Annotated in this window: 15 protein-coding genes and 1 other annotated feature; of the genes, 12 read left to right on the plus strand and 3 right to left on the minus strand. The window is 56.5% G+C overall.

The window, feature by feature from the left end; translation table 11 throughout:
- Nucleotides 1–4 precede the first annotated feature (4 nt).
- The 5 genes from JD108_RS08640 (at nt 5) to JD108_RS08660 (ending at nt 7172) form a co-directional block, all read left to right on the plus strand.
- Nucleotides 5–496: a DivIVA domain-containing protein gene (locus JD108_RS08640; protein ID WP_198829427.1), complete on the plus strand. Its 492-nt coding sequence runs from the start codon at nt 5–7 to the stop codon at nt 494–496.
- A gap of 67 nt (nt 497–563) precedes the next feature.
- Nucleotides 564–826, plus strand: a binding site (T-box leader).
- A 49-nt stretch (nt 827–875) separates the two neighbouring features.
- Nucleotides 876–3659: an isoleucine--tRNA ligase gene (ileS, locus tag JD108_RS08645; protein WP_198829428.1), complete on the plus strand. Its 2784-nt coding sequence runs from the start codon at nt 876–878 to the stop codon at nt 3657–3659.
- A gap of 175 nt (nt 3660–3834) precedes the next feature.
- Nucleotides 3835–4596, plus strand: a complete 762-nt coding sequence (locus JD108_RS08650; protein WP_198830040.1) for a TraR/DksA C4-type zinc finger protein — start codon at nt 3835–3837, stop codon at nt 4594–4596.
- 21 nt (nt 4597–4617) lie between these two features.
- Complete coding sequence (locus JD108_RS08655) at nt 4618–5736, plus strand: mandelate racemase/muconate lactonizing enzyme family protein (protein WP_198829429.1); 1119 nt, start codon at nt 4618–4620, stop codon at nt 5734–5736.
- 17 nt (nt 5737–5753) lie between these two features.
- Nucleotides 5754–7172 carry an MFS transporter gene (locus JD108_RS08660; RefSeq protein ID WP_198829430.1) on the plus strand — a complete coding sequence of 473 codons (1419 nt, stop codon included), beginning with the start codon at nt 5754–5756 and terminating at the stop codon, nt 7170–7172.
- Between the two features lie 34 nt (nt 7173–7206).
- Here the strand turns inward: JD108_RS08660 and JD108_RS08665 are convergent, their stop codons facing one another.
- Nucleotides 7207–7689: an NUDIX domain-containing protein gene (locus JD108_RS08665; RefSeq protein WP_198829431.1), complete on the minus strand. Its 483-nt coding sequence runs from the start codon at nt 7687–7689 to the stop codon at nt 7207–7209.
- A gap of 3 nt (nt 7690–7692) precedes the next feature.
- A complete protein-coding gene (locus JD108_RS08670; RefSeq protein ID WP_198829432.1) occupies nt 7693–8613 on the minus strand; it encodes an NAD(P)/FAD-dependent oxidoreductase in 921 nt (306 codons plus the stop codon).
- Between the two features lie 277 nt (nt 8614–8890).
- Between JD108_RS08670 and JD108_RS22570 the strand changes: the two genes are divergently transcribed.
- The 7 genes from JD108_RS22570 to JD108_RS08705 all read left to right on the plus strand — a co-directional run bounded on the left by JD108_RS22570 (nt 8891) and on the right by JD108_RS08705 (nt 16387).
- Nucleotides 8891–10309 (plus strand): LCP family protein, encoded by a 1419-nt coding sequence (locus JD108_RS22570; RefSeq protein ID WP_198829433.1) that lies wholly within the window; start codon nt 8891–8893, stop codon nt 10307–10309.
- A gap of 200 nt (nt 10310–10509) precedes the next feature.
- Nucleotides 10510–12660: a DNA topoisomerase III gene (locus tag JD108_RS08680; RefSeq protein ID WP_198829434.1), complete on the plus strand. Its 2151-nt coding sequence runs from the start codon at nt 10510–10512 to the stop codon at nt 12658–12660.
- Nucleotides 12661–12775: 115 nt separating this feature from the next.
- Nucleotides 12776–13441, plus strand: a complete 666-nt coding sequence (locus tag JD108_RS08685) for a PspA/IM30 family protein (RefSeq protein ID WP_198829435.1) — start codon at nt 12776–12778, stop codon at nt 13439–13441.
- Between the two features lie 88 nt (nt 13442–13529).
- The gene (locus JD108_RS08690; protein ID WP_407649427.1) at nt 13530–13919 is read left to right on the plus strand and encodes a DUF350 domain-containing protein; all 390 of its coding nucleotides are present in this window, start codon (nt 13530–13532) and stop codon (nt 13917–13919) included.
- A gap of 25 nt (nt 13920–13944) precedes the next feature.
- The gene (locus tag JD108_RS08695) at nt 13945–14451 is read left to right on the plus strand and encodes a DUF4178 domain-containing protein (RefSeq protein WP_198829437.1); all 507 of its coding nucleotides are present in this window, start codon (nt 13945–13947) and stop codon (nt 14449–14451) included.
- Nucleotides 14452–14462: 11 nt separating this feature from the next.
- Nucleotides 14463–15251 (plus strand): DUF4247 domain-containing protein, encoded by a 789-nt coding sequence (locus JD108_RS08700; protein ID WP_198829438.1) that lies wholly within the window; start codon nt 14463–14465, stop codon nt 15249–15251.
- Between the two features lie 200 nt (nt 15252–15451).
- Nucleotides 15452–16387: an alpha/beta fold hydrolase gene (locus tag JD108_RS08705; RefSeq protein ID WP_198829439.1), complete on the plus strand. Its 936-nt coding sequence runs from the start codon at nt 15452–15454 to the stop codon at nt 16385–16387.
- On the opposite strand, the gene JD108_RS08710 is transcribed toward JD108_RS08705, so the two are convergent.
- On the minus strand, nt 16353–17426 hold the full coding sequence (locus JD108_RS08710; protein WP_198829440.1) for a GerAB/ArcD/ProY family transporter: 1074 nt from the start codon (nt 17424–17426) through the stop codon (nt 16353–16355). The two genes, JD108_RS08705 and JD108_RS08710, sit on opposite strands and share 35 nt — an antisense overlap.
- Between the last annotated feature and the right edge of the window lie 16 nt (nt 17427–17442).

Below are 17442 nucleotides of genomic sequence, written 5' to 3' on the forward strand. Positions count from 1 at the left end.
TCACGTGCCTTTAACGCCATTAGATATACACAATAAGGAATTCAGCACTGGATTTCGCGGCTATAACATTGACGAGGTAAACGATTTTCTGGATCAGGTGATCAAGGACTTCGAACTCCTGATCAAAGAAAAGAAAGAAATGGAAGAGCGCATCGCGATCTTGAACGAGCGTGTCGATCACTATAAAAGCCTGGAAGAAAATCTGAGCAAGTCCATCCTCGTCGCTCAGGAAACGGCCGAAGATGTGAAGGCGAACGCACGCAAAGAAGCGCAACTGATTCTCAAGGAAGCGGAGAAAAACGCCGACCGGATCGTCAACGAAGCGCTGGCCAAATCCCGCAAGATCGCCATCGAGATCGAAGAATTGAAGAAGCGGGCCTCTGTCTACCGGATGCGTTTCCGCACCTTGCTGGAAGCACAGCTGGAGATGCTGGAAAACGGCGCTTGGGACGACATCGAACAGGCCGATTCATCTTCTTCCTCTCTGGCCGAATAATCCATTGACGTCAGGGCGATGATGGTACTATAATAATTTGAAACTTTTCTTTACAATTTTACATCAACTGACAACGATGAACGGGACGAGTACGCGATCTAGCACTGTTCAGAGAGCCGGAGCATGGTGGGAACCGGTCTGCTGCTGTCCGCCGAAAATCACCCGGGAGTTCAATAGCCGAAAGCCGTCAGCCGATTCGGGGCAGCGGTCAGTAAGTGAGCGCGTCATTCCCGTTATGAATGAATCAAGTGAAACAGGTGAGCTGTCTGCTTTGGCAGGCGCGCCTGTTTAAACAGGGTGGTACCACGGGAGCCTTCTCTCGTCCCTAGCAGGGATGAGGGAGGGCTTTTTTACATTTTCTGTAGAGGTGAAACAGACTATGGATTACAGCAAAACACTCGCGCTGCCAAAAACCGATTTCCCCATGCGTGGAAATCTTCCCGCCCGCGAGCCGGAGATGCAGGCCAAGTGGGAAGAGATGGATATCTATGCAAAAGTACAGGAGCGGACCAAGGGCCGTCCTGCTTTCATTCTCCACGACGGACCTCCCTATGCCAATGGGGATATCCACATCGGTCACGCACTTAACAAGGTCCTGAAAGACTTCATCGTCCGCTACAAATCGATGGCTGGATTCGACGCGCCCTATGTTCCTGGCTGGGATACGCACGGTCTGCCGATTGAACAGGCGATCATCAACGCCCAGGGGCTGGATCGCCGCAGCATCGAGGTCAACGATTTCCGCAAGCGCTGTGAAGAGTATGCCTGGAGCTATATCGACAAACAGCGCGATCAGTTTAAGCGTCTGGGCATCCGCGGCGACTGGGAGAATCCGTACGTCACTCTGGTGCCGGCATATGAAGCCCGCCAAATCAAGGTGTTTGGCGAGATGGCGAAAAAGGGCTACATCTATAAGGGGCTGCGCTGCGTCTACTGGTCCCCGTCCTCGGAAACTGCGCTGGCAGATGCCGAAATCGAGTACAAAGACAAACGCTCTCCTTCTATCTACGTCAGCTTCCAGGTAACGGACGGAAAAGGCAAGCTGGATACCGAGACCGGTGTCGTCATCTGGACGACTACCCCTTGGACGCTGCCGGCCAACCTGGCGATCTCGCTGAATCCCGAGCTGGAGTACAGCGTGATCAAAGCAGACGGACGCAAGTTCCTTTTGGCCAGCGGTTTGCTCGAAGCCGCAGGCAAAGAAATCGGCTGGGAACAGGTAGAGGTGCTCTCCACCTATAAAGGTCAGGAGCTGGAGGGCGTCGTGACTCAGCATCCGTTCTATGATCGTCCATCGCCGCTCATCCTGGGCGAGCACGTCACCTTGGACGCGGGTACGGGCTGTGTCCATACCGCTCCCGGACACGGGGAAGACGACTTTGCCGTCGGCCAAAAATACAATCTGGGCGTACTCTGCCCAGTGGACCACGAAGGCAAAATGACAAAAGAAGCTCCCGGCTTCGAGGGAGTCTTTTACGAAGACGCCAACAAGCTGGTAACCGAAAAGCTGAACGAGACCGGTGCTCTCCTGAAACTGGGCTTCATCACGCACTCGTATCCGCATGACTGGCGGACGAAAAAGCCGGTAATTTACCGCGCGACCGAGCAATGGTTTGCCTCGATCGATGCCTTCCGCGACAAAATGCTGGAAGCGATCAAGAATGTCCAGTGGATTCCGCATTGGGGCGAAACCCGCCTGGCCAACATGATTGCCGATCGCGGCGACTGGTGTATCTCCCGTCAGCGCGTATGGGGCGTGCCGATTCCGATTTTCTACTGCAAGGATTGCAATGAGCCGATCATCAACGATCAGACGATCGAGCACATTTCCGAGCTGTTCCGCAAAGAAGGCTCGTCCGTTTGGTTCGCGCGCGAAGCAAACGAGCTGGTGCCGGCTGGACTCTCCTGCGAAAAATGCGGATGCACCGAGTTCCGCAAAGAAACGGATATCATGGACGTCTGGTTCGACTCTGGCTCCAGCCATGAAGGTGTGCTCAGAGAGCGCGGGATGAACTGGCCGGCCGATATGTACCTGGAGGGCTCCGACCAATACCGCGGCTGGTTCAACTCCTCGCTGTCCACCGCTGTGGCCGTATACGGCACGGCACCGTACAAAGCGGTATTGAGCCACGGCTTTACTCTGGATGGAGAAGGACGTAAAATGTCCAAGTCGCTGGGCAACACCATCGTGCCGCAGGAAGTCATCAACAAGCTGGGCGCCGACATTCTCCGCTTGTGGGTGGCGTCGGTCGACTATCAAGCCGACTCGCGCATCTCGGATGCGATCCTCAACCAGATCGCCGAAGTGTATCGGAAAATCCGCAATACGTTCCGCTTCTTGCTGGGGAACCTGGATGGCTTTGACCCGGCGAAGGACCGCGTGTCTTATGAGCAGCTGAGCGAACTGGACCGCTTCGTGCTCGCCAAGGCGGCGCAAGTGGTGAAGCGTGCGCGCAAGGCTTACGATGAGTACCAATTCCACACGGTGTTCCATGCCGTTCACAATTTCTGCGTCATCGATTTGTCCGCCTTCTATCTGGACATCTGCAAGGATCGTCTCTACGTGGAAGCGCCTGACAACATCAAGCGCCGCGCCGCGCAAACGGTCATGTACGACTGCCTGCTCAATCTGGTGAAGCTCCTGGCGCCGATCCTGCCGCACACCGCTGATGAGGTATGGAGCTTTATCCCAGGCGTAACCGAGCCAAGCGTACAGCTGACCGACATGCCGGAAGCGAATGAACAGCACCTCGGCTTTGCGGCGGAAGCCCTGAGCAAGTGGGATGCGTTCCTCGCCGTGCGCGACGAAGTGCTGAAAGCGATGGAAGAAGCGCGCCGCAACAAAGTATTCGGCAACTCTGTCGACGCCAAGCTGGACCTCTACCCGCAGACGGAGGAAGTGGCAGCGGTATTGGGTTCGATGGAGGATCTGGCCGACCTGTTTATCGTGGCGCATGTCGACCTCCATCCGTTGGGGACGACTGCACCGGCGGAGGCGACGGCCCTGGAAGGCATCTCTGTGCTGGTGGCTGCGGCAGATGGCGAAAAATGCGAACGCTGCCGCGTCGTGAAGCTGGATGTAGGCGCCGACAGTGCGCATCCCACCATCTGCAAACGCTGCGCGGACGTCGTCCAGGAGCATTATGCCGGCGCAGCCGAATAAGCAAGAATGAACATGTAGCAAATGAGCAGCCGCTCTCGCCTTTTATGGCCGGGGGCGGCTTTTTGTTGCGTTTGCTTTTCCAGATAAAGGGAATGCGGGCTCGAGTCTGGGTTAAAGGGGCCAGGGAATAGACATACTACCCTTCAGGGATAACAAAGGAGGGACGGTGTCTACCATGGACAAGGAGAAGCTGGGACACTTCAGACAGAGGCTGTTGGAACAGAAGAGGGACTTGGAAAAAAGAGTGCAGGAGCATTACAACATGCAAGAATCCATGTCCGATTCGATTCAGGAATTTTCCATGTATGACAACCACCCGGCCGATATCGGCAGCGAAATGTTTGAGCGAGAAAAGGACCTGGCGCTTGACAGCCTGGATCGGGAGACGCTAAAAGAGATCGACCATGCGCTGCAGCGGATGGAGGAAGGGCGCTACGGCATCTGCACGGTATGCGGGCAGCCGATCGCAGAGGAGCGTCTCGAGGCGCTGCCGCAGGCGCAGACCTGCAAAGAGCATGCGCCCGCCCCCAATCTCAACAACTCCCGGCCCATCGAGGAGGAGTTTTTGCAGCCGCCTTTTGGACGTACTTCTCTGGATGAGCGGGACGATCAGAATACTTTTGACGGTGAGGATGCCTGGCAGATCGTGGAAGCCTGGGGAACCTCCAGCACGCCGTTTTCCTTTGTGGATAATGACAAGACGGACTACAAGGAAATGTATATCGAAAGCGATGAACCGGATGGATTTGTACAGGCGGTGGAGGAGATCGGCTACACCGACATCCACGGCTACCACGGGCCGGACAGCATCAAATTTATGCGCAGCGGCACGTATGAGGAGTACACGAGAAAAGGGGAAGGAAAAGGCAATTTCCTCGACTACGAGGATGCGTTGGAAGAGCGGGCAGAACGAGAAGGACGAAATGACTTGATGTAAGTTCAGGGGGGTGACAGAGGCATGCAAATTGCGCGCGTGGAGACCTTTCCCTTGCTGTACAGGCTGCGAACACCCTATGGGGATGCCAACGGGTATAAAAAATACCGGAGCTGCTTCTTGATCCGGGTCATCACGCAATCGGGAATCGAAGGCTGGGGAGAGGCGGTAGACTGGCTGCCGACGCTGGAAAAAGGCTTTTCCGAGCGAATCATTCCGTACCTTTTGGGGAAGCGTGCCACCGACCGATTGTCTCTGGTATCCACCATCAGCAAATGGCATCAGCGCTCGGCGGCTGCCGTCAGCATGGCCCTGACCGAAATCGTCGCCAAGAAGGCGGGCCTCTCCCTGTGCGAGCTGTGGGGCGGAGCGTTTCACGAGGAAATACCGATTTACGCCTCCTTCCAATCCTACACCGATCGAGAGGACTGGCCGCTCCATTCGGTCAGGCTGGTAGAAGCCCAGGTGTTAGCCGGCTTTCGGCAGGTAAAGGTAAAAGTCGGCGGCCGCTGCTGGCAGGAAGACCGGAAGCATATTGAACGGCTGATGGCCTCCATCCCTGACAATGTCCAGGTCGCCCTGGATGCCAATCAAAGCTACGACCTGGCCGAATCGCGAAAATGGGAGCAGGTTTTTTCCCGTTACGGCAATTGGCTCTGGATGGAGGAACCGATGCCGATGTCCCGGGCGGACGAATACGAAAAACTGCGGCCGCTGCTCTCCGTTCCATTGGCCGGCGGAGAAAATCTGATCAAGCCTGAACAGTTTATCCCGCTCTTAAAAAAAGGGGCAGTCGATCTGATTCAACCGGACCCGATGCATGCGGAAGGGATTGACCGCTACCGGGCCAATATCGACCTCGCCCGGAGCTTTGGCCATCGGGTCTCCCCGCATGTCTATGACGGCTCGCTGGCTCGTCTCTACGCCATCTGTGCACAAGCATGTCTTCCGGCCTGGAGCAAAATGAAGGGGGAGGCTGTTGAGCCCGTAGAGTGGGATGTAATGGAAAATCCCTTTACCTACTTGTTTCCGCTCGACCATCAAAAGGGACGAGTGCGCGTCCCTACGGGTGCAGGAATAGGTGTGGAACCGGATTGGAACATTATTAGGACACTGCGCTGGGATGGCAGCGCATACGTATAAAGACGAGGAGATTGGAAATGGCGCAAAACACGAGAAATCTGATTGGCTTGACGGGTATCCCGCTGATCATGGTGCTGGGCAACTCCATGCTGATTCCGGTGTTGCCTACGATGAAAGCGAAGCTGGATTTGACGTCTTTGCAAACCAGCTTCTTGATCACGGCTTTCTCCATTTCTGCCGGGATCGTGATCCCGCTCGCTGGCTACCTGTCGGATCGCTTCGGGAGAAAAATCGTCATCCTAATCGCCCTCGCCCTATACGGATTGGGCGGCCTGCTGGCAGGACTCGCCGCGCTCTGGTGGGACAAGCCGTACATGGTGATCATGCTTGGACGCGTCCTGCAGGGGATTGGGGCGGCAGGGACAGCGCCGATTGCGATGGCGCTGGCAGGGGACTTGTTTAAAGGAGCCTCCGAGAGCCGGGCGCTCGGGCTGATGGAAACCTCCAACGGACTTGGAAAGGTGCTCAGTCCCATCTTTGGTTCGCTTCTGGCGATGATTGCCTGGTACATGGTCTTTCTCGCCTTTCCAATCATTTGCGGCCTGATTCTGCTGCTTTTCCTCTTTTTTACCAAGGAGAAAAAGCAGGAGAAAAAACCGATGCCAGTCCGACAGTATCTGCAGTCGATTGGCCAGGTGTTCCGAACCCATGGGCGCTGGCTGGTACCCGCTTTCTTTATCGGCAGCATCTGCCTGTTCACGCTGTTTGGCGTTCTCTTTTACCTCTCCGATCTGCTGGAGGAAAAGTACAAGATTGACGGCTTGCTGAAAGGGGCATTTCTCGCCGTCCCGCTGCTGGTGATGAGCATCACCGCCTATGTGACGGGCCTGATCATCAAGAAAAAGCTGAATCTCATGCGGCTGTTCGTGATCATCGGGATGTTCCTACTGGCCACCTCTTACGTTATCGCCAACTTCGTGAAGGGAGCCTACGTACTGACGGGCGTTTTGATTATCGGCAGCGTGGGCACGGGGATGATTCTGCCCTGCCTGAACAGCATGATCATCGGGGCCGTAGCCAAATCGGAGAGAGGCATGATTACCTCGCTGTACAGCGGCGTTCGTTTTATCGGCGTCGCGATCGGGCCGCCTGTCTTTACCTGGCTGTTGGACCTCTCGCGCACCGTGATGTTCCTCTCCATCGCCGGCTTGGCTGCCCTGTTTGGCGTGGTGGCGATATTCTTTCTAAAGCCGAAACAGCAGGCGGGCGAAAGCGCCGGTGCGGCCAAGCAGTCTTCGGAATCTGCGGAGGAAGAGGACGAGAAGGCGAAGGAAATGGAAGCGATGCGGCAGATCGCGGAAGTGATGGGAATCATCGAAGAGAGCGAAGAAGACAAGCGGCGCCTCCATGCCATCCGCAAATACGGCTTTGACCCCAATGATCTGGTCAAGCGATTGCTTGGCGGCAAAGGGTCCAGAGAGAAAGAAAAAAGCTGACAGGCATCCACCGCGGCAGGGGGATGCCTGTCAGCTATGTTTTGCGCGGGATGTGTGCAAAAGGATGTTCGGCCAGCCTGGCCAGCGTCAATGGGTAGACGTCGTCGAACAGATACCGGCTGAAGGCGGGCGGTTTGTCGCGAAGATCCGGGATCGGCGAAAAGAGCACCGCCTTTTCCACATCTGTGCCGGTAGGCGTCTCCAGTGAGAGGACGCGGGCGGCGTAAATATCTTTGACGAGGTCGCCGGCGACGGTGTACTGGCCGATTCGTTCAATCGCCTCCAGGATCGCACCGGTCTCTTCATAGGTTTCCCGGATGGCTGCGCCGATGCTGGTTTCGCCCGGCTCTACCTTGCCGCCGGGAAGCTCGATTCCGCGCGTCCGGTGTCGGGTAAAGACCAGCTTGCCCTGCCAGAAAGGGAAGATCAGGACATGTCCGGCCGTTCGTTTCCGGTAGACGTCAGGGTCAAATGTAAGGGTGACGTCATAGCCGAAGTCATCGCGAAAATGATGCATGGTTCACTGCTCCTTCGTCTGCAGGGAGATGTGCTTGACGGCCTTCATCGCTTGCCCGGCGGCCAGGGCGAGACTGGCGTATTCCGCCCCGTTGGCGACGTCGCCGATCGCATAGACCCAGCCGGCTCCCTCCGTCTGTTGATAGGGATCGGTCAGCAGGTAGCCGTGGTCATCTGCGCCGAGGGCCTTTTTGACACTGTCGGAGTTGCCGTGCACGCCGATGCGGGGAAGAATCCGGTCGACTGCGAGCGCAGCCGGTGTGTCTGCGCGTGCGGAGCGCAGAGTCAGGATCGCTTTTCCTGCCTCCTCCCGGCAATCGACGACCTCTGTTTCCCAGAGGATGGTCAGAGAGGGGAGGCGCGAAAGTTGTTCGGTCCATTGCCTGCGGGCCCGCAGGTGATTGCTGCGCACCAGCAGATGGACAGAGCGGGCGTGGCGGGCCAGATTGCAGGCACTCTCTGCCGCGCGGTCCCCTCCGCCGATTACGGCTACGTCCATGCCCGATACCGTCTCCGCCTCGGCCGTGGTGGAGAACCAGGGCTGCAGCACGTGCGGAGAATGTGCCAGGGCCGGAATCTGATTGTGGCTGACGCCGGTGGCGATGATCAGCCAGTCGGGATGATAGGTCCTGCGGTTCGTCGTCACGGTCCGTCTGTCCGGGTCGATCGCGGCCAGCTCTTCGCCGCAGCGGATGGAGACGTTTTTCAGCGCATCATGCGCGAGAAGCTCCCCGAGCAGGGCCGGGCCATCCGCGTAGGTACGGGGAGGGAGATCCCAGATGTGATTGCGAATTTGCGTCAATTGACCTCCTAACCGATCCGTTTTTTCAATCAGGACGCAGGACAATCCCAGACGTTCGCACCAGATGGCGGCTGACAATCCAGCCATGCCGCCACCCGCGATGAGCACCTGTACGTATTCCACAAAAGTCCCCCTCTTCCTCAAAAAAGCTTCTGTCGAACAGTGCCCGAAGAAGCTGGTTCCTCGCAGGAGGAAGCATATCGCCGAATCATTGGCGGTAGCATTAACGTTCTATGTCTTTCCAGCTAATTTTAGACTACCCCTTTCGCCGAGTCCGTGCAAGTATGATCTCTTCGAAGCAGTTTTCCCCAAACTTTTACAAAAACAGACCCAGGTATGGTAGAATGATACATAATTTTACAAGAAGAAAAACTTCTCTGTCTTTTCGAGGGAGTGACGGATGTTGGGGAATGCGCAGAATAACGGAGTGCCGCCCGCGAAGCAAACGGCGAAACAAAGACGAGCCAAACGAAGCAGAAAAGGTCTCCGGCTGTGGCTCATGCTCACCAGCTGTGTGCTGTTTTTGGCGTTGATTGTCGGTGGGGGCTATGTTCTCTCCAAGCTGGACCAGACGCTGGATGAAGTAACCGAGGACCCCTACAAGCTGCCGGAGATGCCTAAGGCTGAGCAGCAGTACGAAGAGAACAAGTCGCTCTCGATCCTCATCATCGGCACGGATACGCGAAAAAATATAGGGATGCTGAATACGGATGTGCTGATGCTGGCTGTCGCCGACCCCGATGATCGCAAAGTGACGATGGTCTCCCTGCCTCGGGATACACGCGTAAAGGTGCCGGGGTATCCGGAATACCACAAGATCAACGGCGTCTTCGCGATCGGCGAAGGCATCAGAGAGCGGGCGGAGCGAAGGGGCGAAACGGTCACGGAAAATGGGGTTTCGCTGCTGAAAAAGACGGTGGAAACCATGTTCGGCATCCCCGTCGACCACTATGTGCTGCTTGATTTTGACGGCTTTAAGGCAGCCATCGACCAGCTGGGCGGCGTCGAGGTCACCGTCGACCGCGAACTGGTCTACGAACTGCCGCGCGGAGGCGTCTACCGCACCCTGAAGCCGGGCAAGCAGGTCCTCAATGGCGAGCAGGCGCTGGGCTTCGTCCGCCACCGCGTCGACAGGAGGGGCAGCCGCTTTGATTCCAGCGACTTTGACCGCAACAGACGTCAGCAGGAAGTCATCAAAGCCGTGACGGACAAGATGACCTCTGCGGACGGTCTCACCAAAGCGCTGGCTGTCCTGGAGACTGCAGGAAAGCATGTAAAGACCGATTTGTCCAAAGATCAGATCAAGGGTTTGGCCCTCGATTTTCGAAATTTCTCTTCCCAGGGAATCGTCACCCTGGACAACGGGGCCGTCTGGCAGTCCCCCTACTCGCTATGGCCGCGGGAAAATATGGATGAGGTCCGCCAGATCCTGCAGCGGGAGCGCGGGGCGACCTCCGAGCTGGCACTCAGCGACGCGGCCATCGCCGAGGTAGCCCGTGCCGAACCGCGCAAGCCGTCCGGGGGCTCGCAAGCCTCAGGGACCGGCAATGCGAGTGCGCCGAAGCCCCAGCCGGAACCAGCGCCCGCAGGTCAGGCCAAGCCGGGGACAGCGCCTGCAGCAGGGAAACCATCCGGCAGCGGACAGCCTGGCGCCGCCGCGCCGCCGCCAACCAATCCGCCGGGCGAGACCGCTCCGCCGCCCGACATCGTGGAGACACCGCCGGCACCGGAAGAGATGCCGCCGCCGGATATTGTCGATCCGCAGCCCTGGATCCCGCCTTCGCCATCGGCGGAGCATGACAGCGGCCAACACGGGTGAGGCCCCCGCAGCACGCCGGATGACGGCGTCAGGGCGGCAGCGAAATCGCGCTGCGACGATCCAACAGGAATACGGGGAAGCAAGCAGGGAGGCATCATCGCATGTCTCCCTTTCCTTTTTTCCCGGTCACACGCACTCGCGGGGCAGAAGAGCGATGGTGTACAATGGACGTGAACATATACAGATAGGGAGAGCGTGAAATGAAGGTCGTCATAGCAGAGAAACCGGACCAGGCGATGAAGCTGGCCGCCCCTTTTGCCCATCGAAAAAAGCAGGGATACCTGGAGATCTCTCCAAACCGCCTGTTTCCCCAAGGTGCGCTGGTCACCTGGGCGATCGGCCACATCTGTGAGCTGGTCGCACCCGAGGCGTACAACCCGGCTTGGAAAAAATGGTCGCTGAACAGCCTGCCGCTTATCCCGGATTCTTTTCGCCATCAAGTGACGCGCTCCAAGGCGAAGCAATTCGGCATCATCAAGCAGCTGCTCAGGCGTCCCGATGTCCGTGAAATCATCCATGCCGGCGACGCCGGGCGTGAAGGAGAGCTGATCATCCGCACGATTATCGAGCAATGCGGGGTAAAAAAACCGATGAAGCGGCTGTGGATCTCCTCCTTGACCGAGAAGGCGGTGGTCGCCGGTTTTGAATCGCTGCTGGACGGAGGAGAGACCGAAAATCTCTACCAGGAAGCGTACAGCCGCTCCTGCGCCGATTGGCTGATCGGGATGAACGCCTCCCGCGTCTACACGATACTGTTGAAGAACAAAGGCATCCCGGATGTATTTTCCGCAGGCCGCGTCCAGACGCCGACGCTGGCCTTGGTCGTGAAGCGGGAAAAGGAGATCGCCGCTTTCAAGCCGGAGCCGTTTTGGGAAGTGCTAGCCACGTTTGCGATGGAGGGCAAAACATACGAGGGCACCTGGCAAAAGGATGGACAGTCGAGGATCAATGACCCGGCGATGGCCGAGCGGATCGCCGCGTTCTGCAAGGGAAAAGCGGCACGCGTGGCCGAGGTGAAGCAGGAGCGGAAAGAATACCTGCCGCCCTATCTCTTCAACCTCTCGTCCCTGCAGGCGACCGCCAACAAGCTGTATAAATTTTCGCCGCAAAAGACGCTGGAGGTGGCCCAGAAGCTCTATGTGAAAGGGTACCTGTCCTACCCTCGCTCCGATTCCAGCTTCGTCACCCCGGAGGAGGCCCGCAGCTTTCCGGAGATTTTGGCCAAGCTGTCCAAGCAGCCGGCATACGGCCCGTACTTTCCTACGGCGAAAGCCTCCATCGCGCAAGACCGCCGCTACGTCAACCAGAAAAAGGTGACGGACCACTATGCGATCATCCCGACGGAACAGGTCCCGACGGTCTCCCGATTGTCGGATGAGGAACGAAAAATTTACGATCTGGTGGCCCGCCGCCTGATCGCGGCCCACTCTGAAAGCGCCCTGTTTGACTACACGACGGTGCTGACCCTGGTCGAAGAACGGGCGGAATTCATCAGCAAGGGCAAAGTGCAGATCCGCGCCGGCTGGCGGAGCGTTCTGTTCGACGAAGACAAGGAGAGCGACGAGGCGATCCTCCCCCCGCTCACCGAAGGAGAGGGCGGACGTGTGCAGAAGGCGAAGGTCAAAGAGAGCAAGACGCAGCCGCCCAAGCGCTACACCGAGGGCCAATTGATTACGCTCATGAAAACGGCGGGCAAGCATCTGGAGAACCAGGAGCTGGAAAAGGTCCTGATGAAGACGGAGGGACTGGGAACAGAGGCGACGCGAGCTGGGATCATCGCTATGCTGAAGCAGCGAAAGTACATCGAGGTCAAGCGAAACCAGGTGTACGCGACGCAAAAGGGGATACTCCTGATCGACGTAATCGGCGACAAAATCCTCGCTTCGCCGGAAATGACGGCCCGCTGGGAGCAGCGCCTGGCGGAAATCGGGCAGGGACAAGCATCGGCGGCGGCCTTTATGGAGCAAGTAAAAAAGCTGTCCCATAAGATTGTCCAGGATGCCATCGAACAGTCGGCCCAGTGGAATCTGCAAAGCTACGATCTGGCTGCGATGCCCAAACAGGCGTCGCGGTATCGGCTGGGCAAAAAAGTGGCAGTCTGCCGCGTCTGCGGCGGCGATCTGGTAGACAAGGGAGAATTCTACGGCTGCTCCAACTACCAGAAGTCCCAATGCCAAGTCACCGTCTCCAAGCTGATCATGGGCAAAAAGGTGACGGAAACCAACGCCAAAAAGCTGATGGAACAAGGGAAAAGCAACAAAATCAAGGGCTTTAAAAAAGGGCAGGAGAGCTTTGATGCCTACCTGGTCTGGGACGATCAGGAGAAAAAGGTGAAAGTCGCGCAGGCTTGATCGGACCAGAGGCACTTTTTTTGAAACCTCCGCGCGCCTCATCCGTACCTATAGGTAGAGAAGAACAGCGACAAAAGTTGGGCTTCTGATTCCTTATCTGAGGAGGAAATGAATCATGTCCATTTTTAAACGCCTTCGCGACCTGACCATGTCAAATTTGTACGCGCTGATAGAAAAAGCAGAAGATCCGATTAAAATGACCGACCAGTACCTGCGCGATATGCAGGAAGATTTGGCTGAGGCTGAAAAAGCGGTAGCTGCCCAGATCGTCTTGGAAAAGAAATTCAAGCAATTGTACGAGGAGCAGGAGGCTTTGGTGCAGAAGCGGGATGAGCAGGCCCATGTGGCGGCTCAGGCCAAAAATATCGACCTCGCCCGCCGCGCCCTGGAGGAGAAAAAGGCAGCCGAGCAAAAAATGGCCGAATACAAAGCCAGCTATGAACAAAACAAAGCGGCAGCAGACACGCTCCGCGAAAAGCTGTCCGAGATGAAAAAGCAGATTACCGACCTGAAAAACAAGCGGGAGACCCTGGCCGCTCGCGTCAATGCCGCCAAGGCGCAAAAGCAAATCAACCAGTCGATGTCCGGATTTGATTCCAGCAGCGCCATGGCCGGACTGAAGCGGATGGAAGAAAAAGCGATGCAGCTGGAAGCCGAGGCGGAAGCCAGCGGCGAGCTGTACAAAAAAGAGTCTTCGCTGGATGAAGAAATCGCGAAACTGAATAAAGATCAGCAGGTAGAAGACGAATTGGCCGCGCTGATGAAAAAATACGAGGGGTAATCCGCCTTGGGGCGGGTTCCCTTTTCTTTCCGGATTGCCGGCCGTGCAACGTAACGCCTTGGGGGGATTGTGAGTGGCCTGGACTGAAATGATCGCCATGCTGGTGTGGACGGGGGCTGGTGCCGTCCTGTTATTTGCTCTCATGTGGGTAGATTCTTTGTTTACCCGCTACAAAGATCTGACGGAAATGAAGAAAGGCAACGTAGCAGTCACGACCCGCTTTGTGATGAAGCTCTTTGCGCAGGGATATATCCTGTCCCAATCCATCGCCAGGTCCAATGACCTGTGGGAAGCGCTCTTAACCTCTGTCGTTTCCTTTGTGATTTTGTTCATTTTGGAATGGTTGGCGGAGCGGTTGCTGCAAGCGGCGGCGGGGCTCGATCTGGATCAGGGGACCCAGCAGGGAAAAGTGGCCCACGCGCTATTAGCCGGCTCTTTTCATGTCGTCGGCGCCCTGATTATCGCCGCCTGCCTGTAAACCATGAAAAGAGAGGGATATATGGATGAGTGTATGGAAGCGAGTCCGCAACATCTTTGCCAAGCATGAGCTTCCTCATGAAGAATCGAGCCTCTTGACTCTCGGACCGGGCGATGTCATTGAGGTCTCGCTGGAGACGTACCGGGTGACGGGAAAGACGCGCAACCAGAATCGCAATGCAGTGATGCTGACCTTGCAGGACGGCGGACGGGTGCGCTACCTCTTAATCGAAGAGCGGGAGCGAACGATTTATCAACTGTATGATGTGATCGACGGACGGCTGGATTCCCCGGATGAGATTCCGACCACCATCGAGATGGATGACTGTGCGTATCATCTGGAGGAGCAATTTTTCGGCAGGGTGACGGCCGCGGGACAAACCGCTTTTCTCACCTCGGGAGAACAACATGTCTGGCAATACCAATCTGATGACCGGCGGCTGCTTCGAATCGAATGGCAGGATGGGCGCTTTCAGCTCTATGAAGGCGAAAGCATCCTGCCAGCCGATGTGCAGGTGCTGCGCGGAACGTAGGGGGGAGGACGATGCGACAGTCGCTTGCGAAAGCATTGAAACTCATCTTGGTTCCGGCCTTGCTGCTGCTCGCGCTGGCCGGCTGCGGCACCCCGTCGGCGGCCTATTCCTACCCGCTGGAATCGGTCGTCGCCAAAGACGGAGGCCTGACCTCCAAGATTTATCGGGCGGAAAATAAAGCGGTACCCGAGGTGGCTGCCGAGCTCTCTGCACAACGGACACCGGATGAAATCTCCAAAGAGGACGAGAAGCATATGTTTCTCGTGTACGCAGACGAGTGGATCCACCTCCAGCAGGATGAAGCCAAGCCGTCTGATACGCTGATCGAGGTGGACAGCAAGGAATTCGTCAGACAAAACTACGATCCGTCCTTTCTGGAGGGGTACATCCTCGGGAGCCTCCTGAGCGATCTGTTCGACGGACACAAGAGCTATCCCGGCTCCTATCGGGGATACACGACCAAGGATGTATACAAGCCGGCTGGCAAGTACCGCGCGCCCACAGCCAAAGAGTTGAAACAGACGCCGCCGGTCACGACGGAGAGGTCGGGAAGCATCATCAAGCGAGGGGCGAAAAAGCCGGATACCGCTGTCGGGGCGGAGGGGAGCCTCACCAAAAAGCGTGTGGATTCCACAAGCGGCCAGACAGGGAAGATCATTCGCTCGGACCCTCGCTCACCGAGCATCTCCGATAGCTCCGGCATGTCGAAAAAGAAGAAATCGGTTTTTTCCTCGCCGAAACGCAAATCGGCTCCGCGGACCAAGGTTGGCGGATTCGGCAGAATTACCAAGCGAAGATAAATCCGCTCCTGATGACAGGGGCGGTTTTTTTTGTATCTTGGCCACGTTCTGTTATATATAATTTTATGTTTCTGTATTACATGTAAAATATTATTATTGATGAAAAATTGAAACTGTTATATATTGATATTAGATTCTGTATCATTTAATAAACGCAGCGAAAATAACCGTCAAATCGAACCTGAAAGGTGGATCCTCCCATGACCAAGCCCCAAAACAGAACCGTGAACGATCAGCCCCTTGCAACAGCCGCTGAAAACAGAGACAGATTCCAGGAGGCCTACACAGCAAGTCTCCGTCTGTGGCCCGTCCCGTATGAGACTGTTTACGTCCCCACCCGTTTTGGTCAGACACATGTGGTGACTTGTGGACGGGAGGATGCCCCGCCGCTGGTTCTCTTGCATGGAGCCATGTTCAGCTCTACGATGTGGTATCCCAATGTGGAGGCGTGGAGTGAATCCTACCGGATCTATGCGATCGACATCATCGGCGACAAAAACCTGAGCATTCCGGAAGCGGGTTGTGCCAGCAGAGCGGAGTATGCCGCCTGGCTCCTGGAGGTATGGGATGCTCTGGGCATTCACAAGCCCAACCTCTTGGGATTGTCGCTGGGCGGGATGCACGCGCTGAATCTGCTCGTCCGCGCCCCGGAGCGAATCGAGCGAGCCGTCATCCTCAGTCCGGCCGAATCCCTCGTTCCACTCCACCCGGATTTCTACAGCCATGCGTTCGGATTGCTCCAGCCTGATGGCGATGTCCGTTTTCTGGAGTGGATGTTTGCTGACCGGTATCTGCTGCCCCGCCCGTTTCTCGAGCAGTTCCGCGCTGCGATTGCATGGAGGGACGAAGCGAGAAGCGGCCTCCCGAAAGAAAATGGCTTTCCCTACGTCTACACGGACGAGGAGCTGCAGTCGATCCGGGTGCCGCTATTGCTGATGTGGGGGGAAAACGAGGTGATCTACGACCCGCGGAGCGCGATGGAGCGGGCCGGGAGACTGATCCCTGAGGCCCAAACCATTCTGGTGCCGCAGGCGGGACACGTCTTGTCCATGGAGAGCGCTGCCTACGTCAATCAGGCGGCTGCTGATTTTTTCAAGGGGACTAGACCATCTCCTCCTGCTTTGCCTCCCGCCTGATAACGAAACGAAGGAGCAAAGGCAAGAGAAATCCGACAAAAACGATTGCTGCTGGCCACCATTCGTTCAAGGAGAGAATTTGCAGTGGATTATCGTAAAACCACATCGTAAAGGAGAGGCCGAAGATGCCTAAATAGGTCGGGATGACCCTGTAGTCAATGGCGGGGAAGAGAAAGTGAAAGGCCCGCGATGCTGCATACAGGGTCAAACTGATCTTCAAAATCACACAAGGCAGCCAGATGGCGACGATGGGCAGGTCAAACCGATCCAGAAAATCAGAGATGCGGATTAACCGAACCAGCTCGAGACTTGGTTCGAGCAAATGTCCCGTCAATTCCGGTCCCAGGATCAGAATCGTCATCACCATAAAGGCTTCCGAGAGAAAAACGCTAAACAGCAGGCTGGAGGCTACCTGTTTGACCGAGTAGTGACTGCCGATCACGATCAGCGGGATGATGATGATTTCTCCGAGGTATCCCAGCGTCAGCCATACGCCGCGCAGCAAGGGATAGAGAGATTCGTCCCAAATTGGAGACAGAAACCGAACCTGCATCTGCGGAGCCAACACGACCGGCGTAATCAGGATGATGATGACAAACACCGGAAAGAAGACTTCGGTCATGCGGCCAATGGTTTGAAGTCCGCTGCGAGCGGAGAGAATCGCCAGGGCGATGATCAGGGAGGCGATGATGATCAAGGGGGTCATCGGGAGCAGGTACGTATTGATAATGTGCGTCAAGGTCTCCAGATCGCGCGCCAAAATGTAAAGGAAAAAGCAGAGATAGAAAAAGACGACGCCTTTGCTCGCCCGAGGAAACTGTGTGGAAAGGGCATTGAGCAGCGTCTGCTCCGGATTTTTGCGAAGAATGCCGGAAAACAGGGCGAGCGGCAGGAGTACGAGGAGATATGTCAGCGGATAAGCGAGCCAGGCGCTTTGCTTGGCGCTGCCGATCACTTGTGTATGCAAGTACTTGATGGAAAGGACATGTGTATACATGGCTCCCATGAGAAACAATTGGTACCTGGACACACGATCCATATAAGCAGCCGCCTCC

Source organism: Brevibacillus composti (genome assembly GCF_016406105.1).
GTDB classification, from domain to species: domain Bacteria; phylum Bacillota; class Bacilli; order Brevibacillales; family Brevibacillaceae; genus Brevibacillus; species Brevibacillus composti.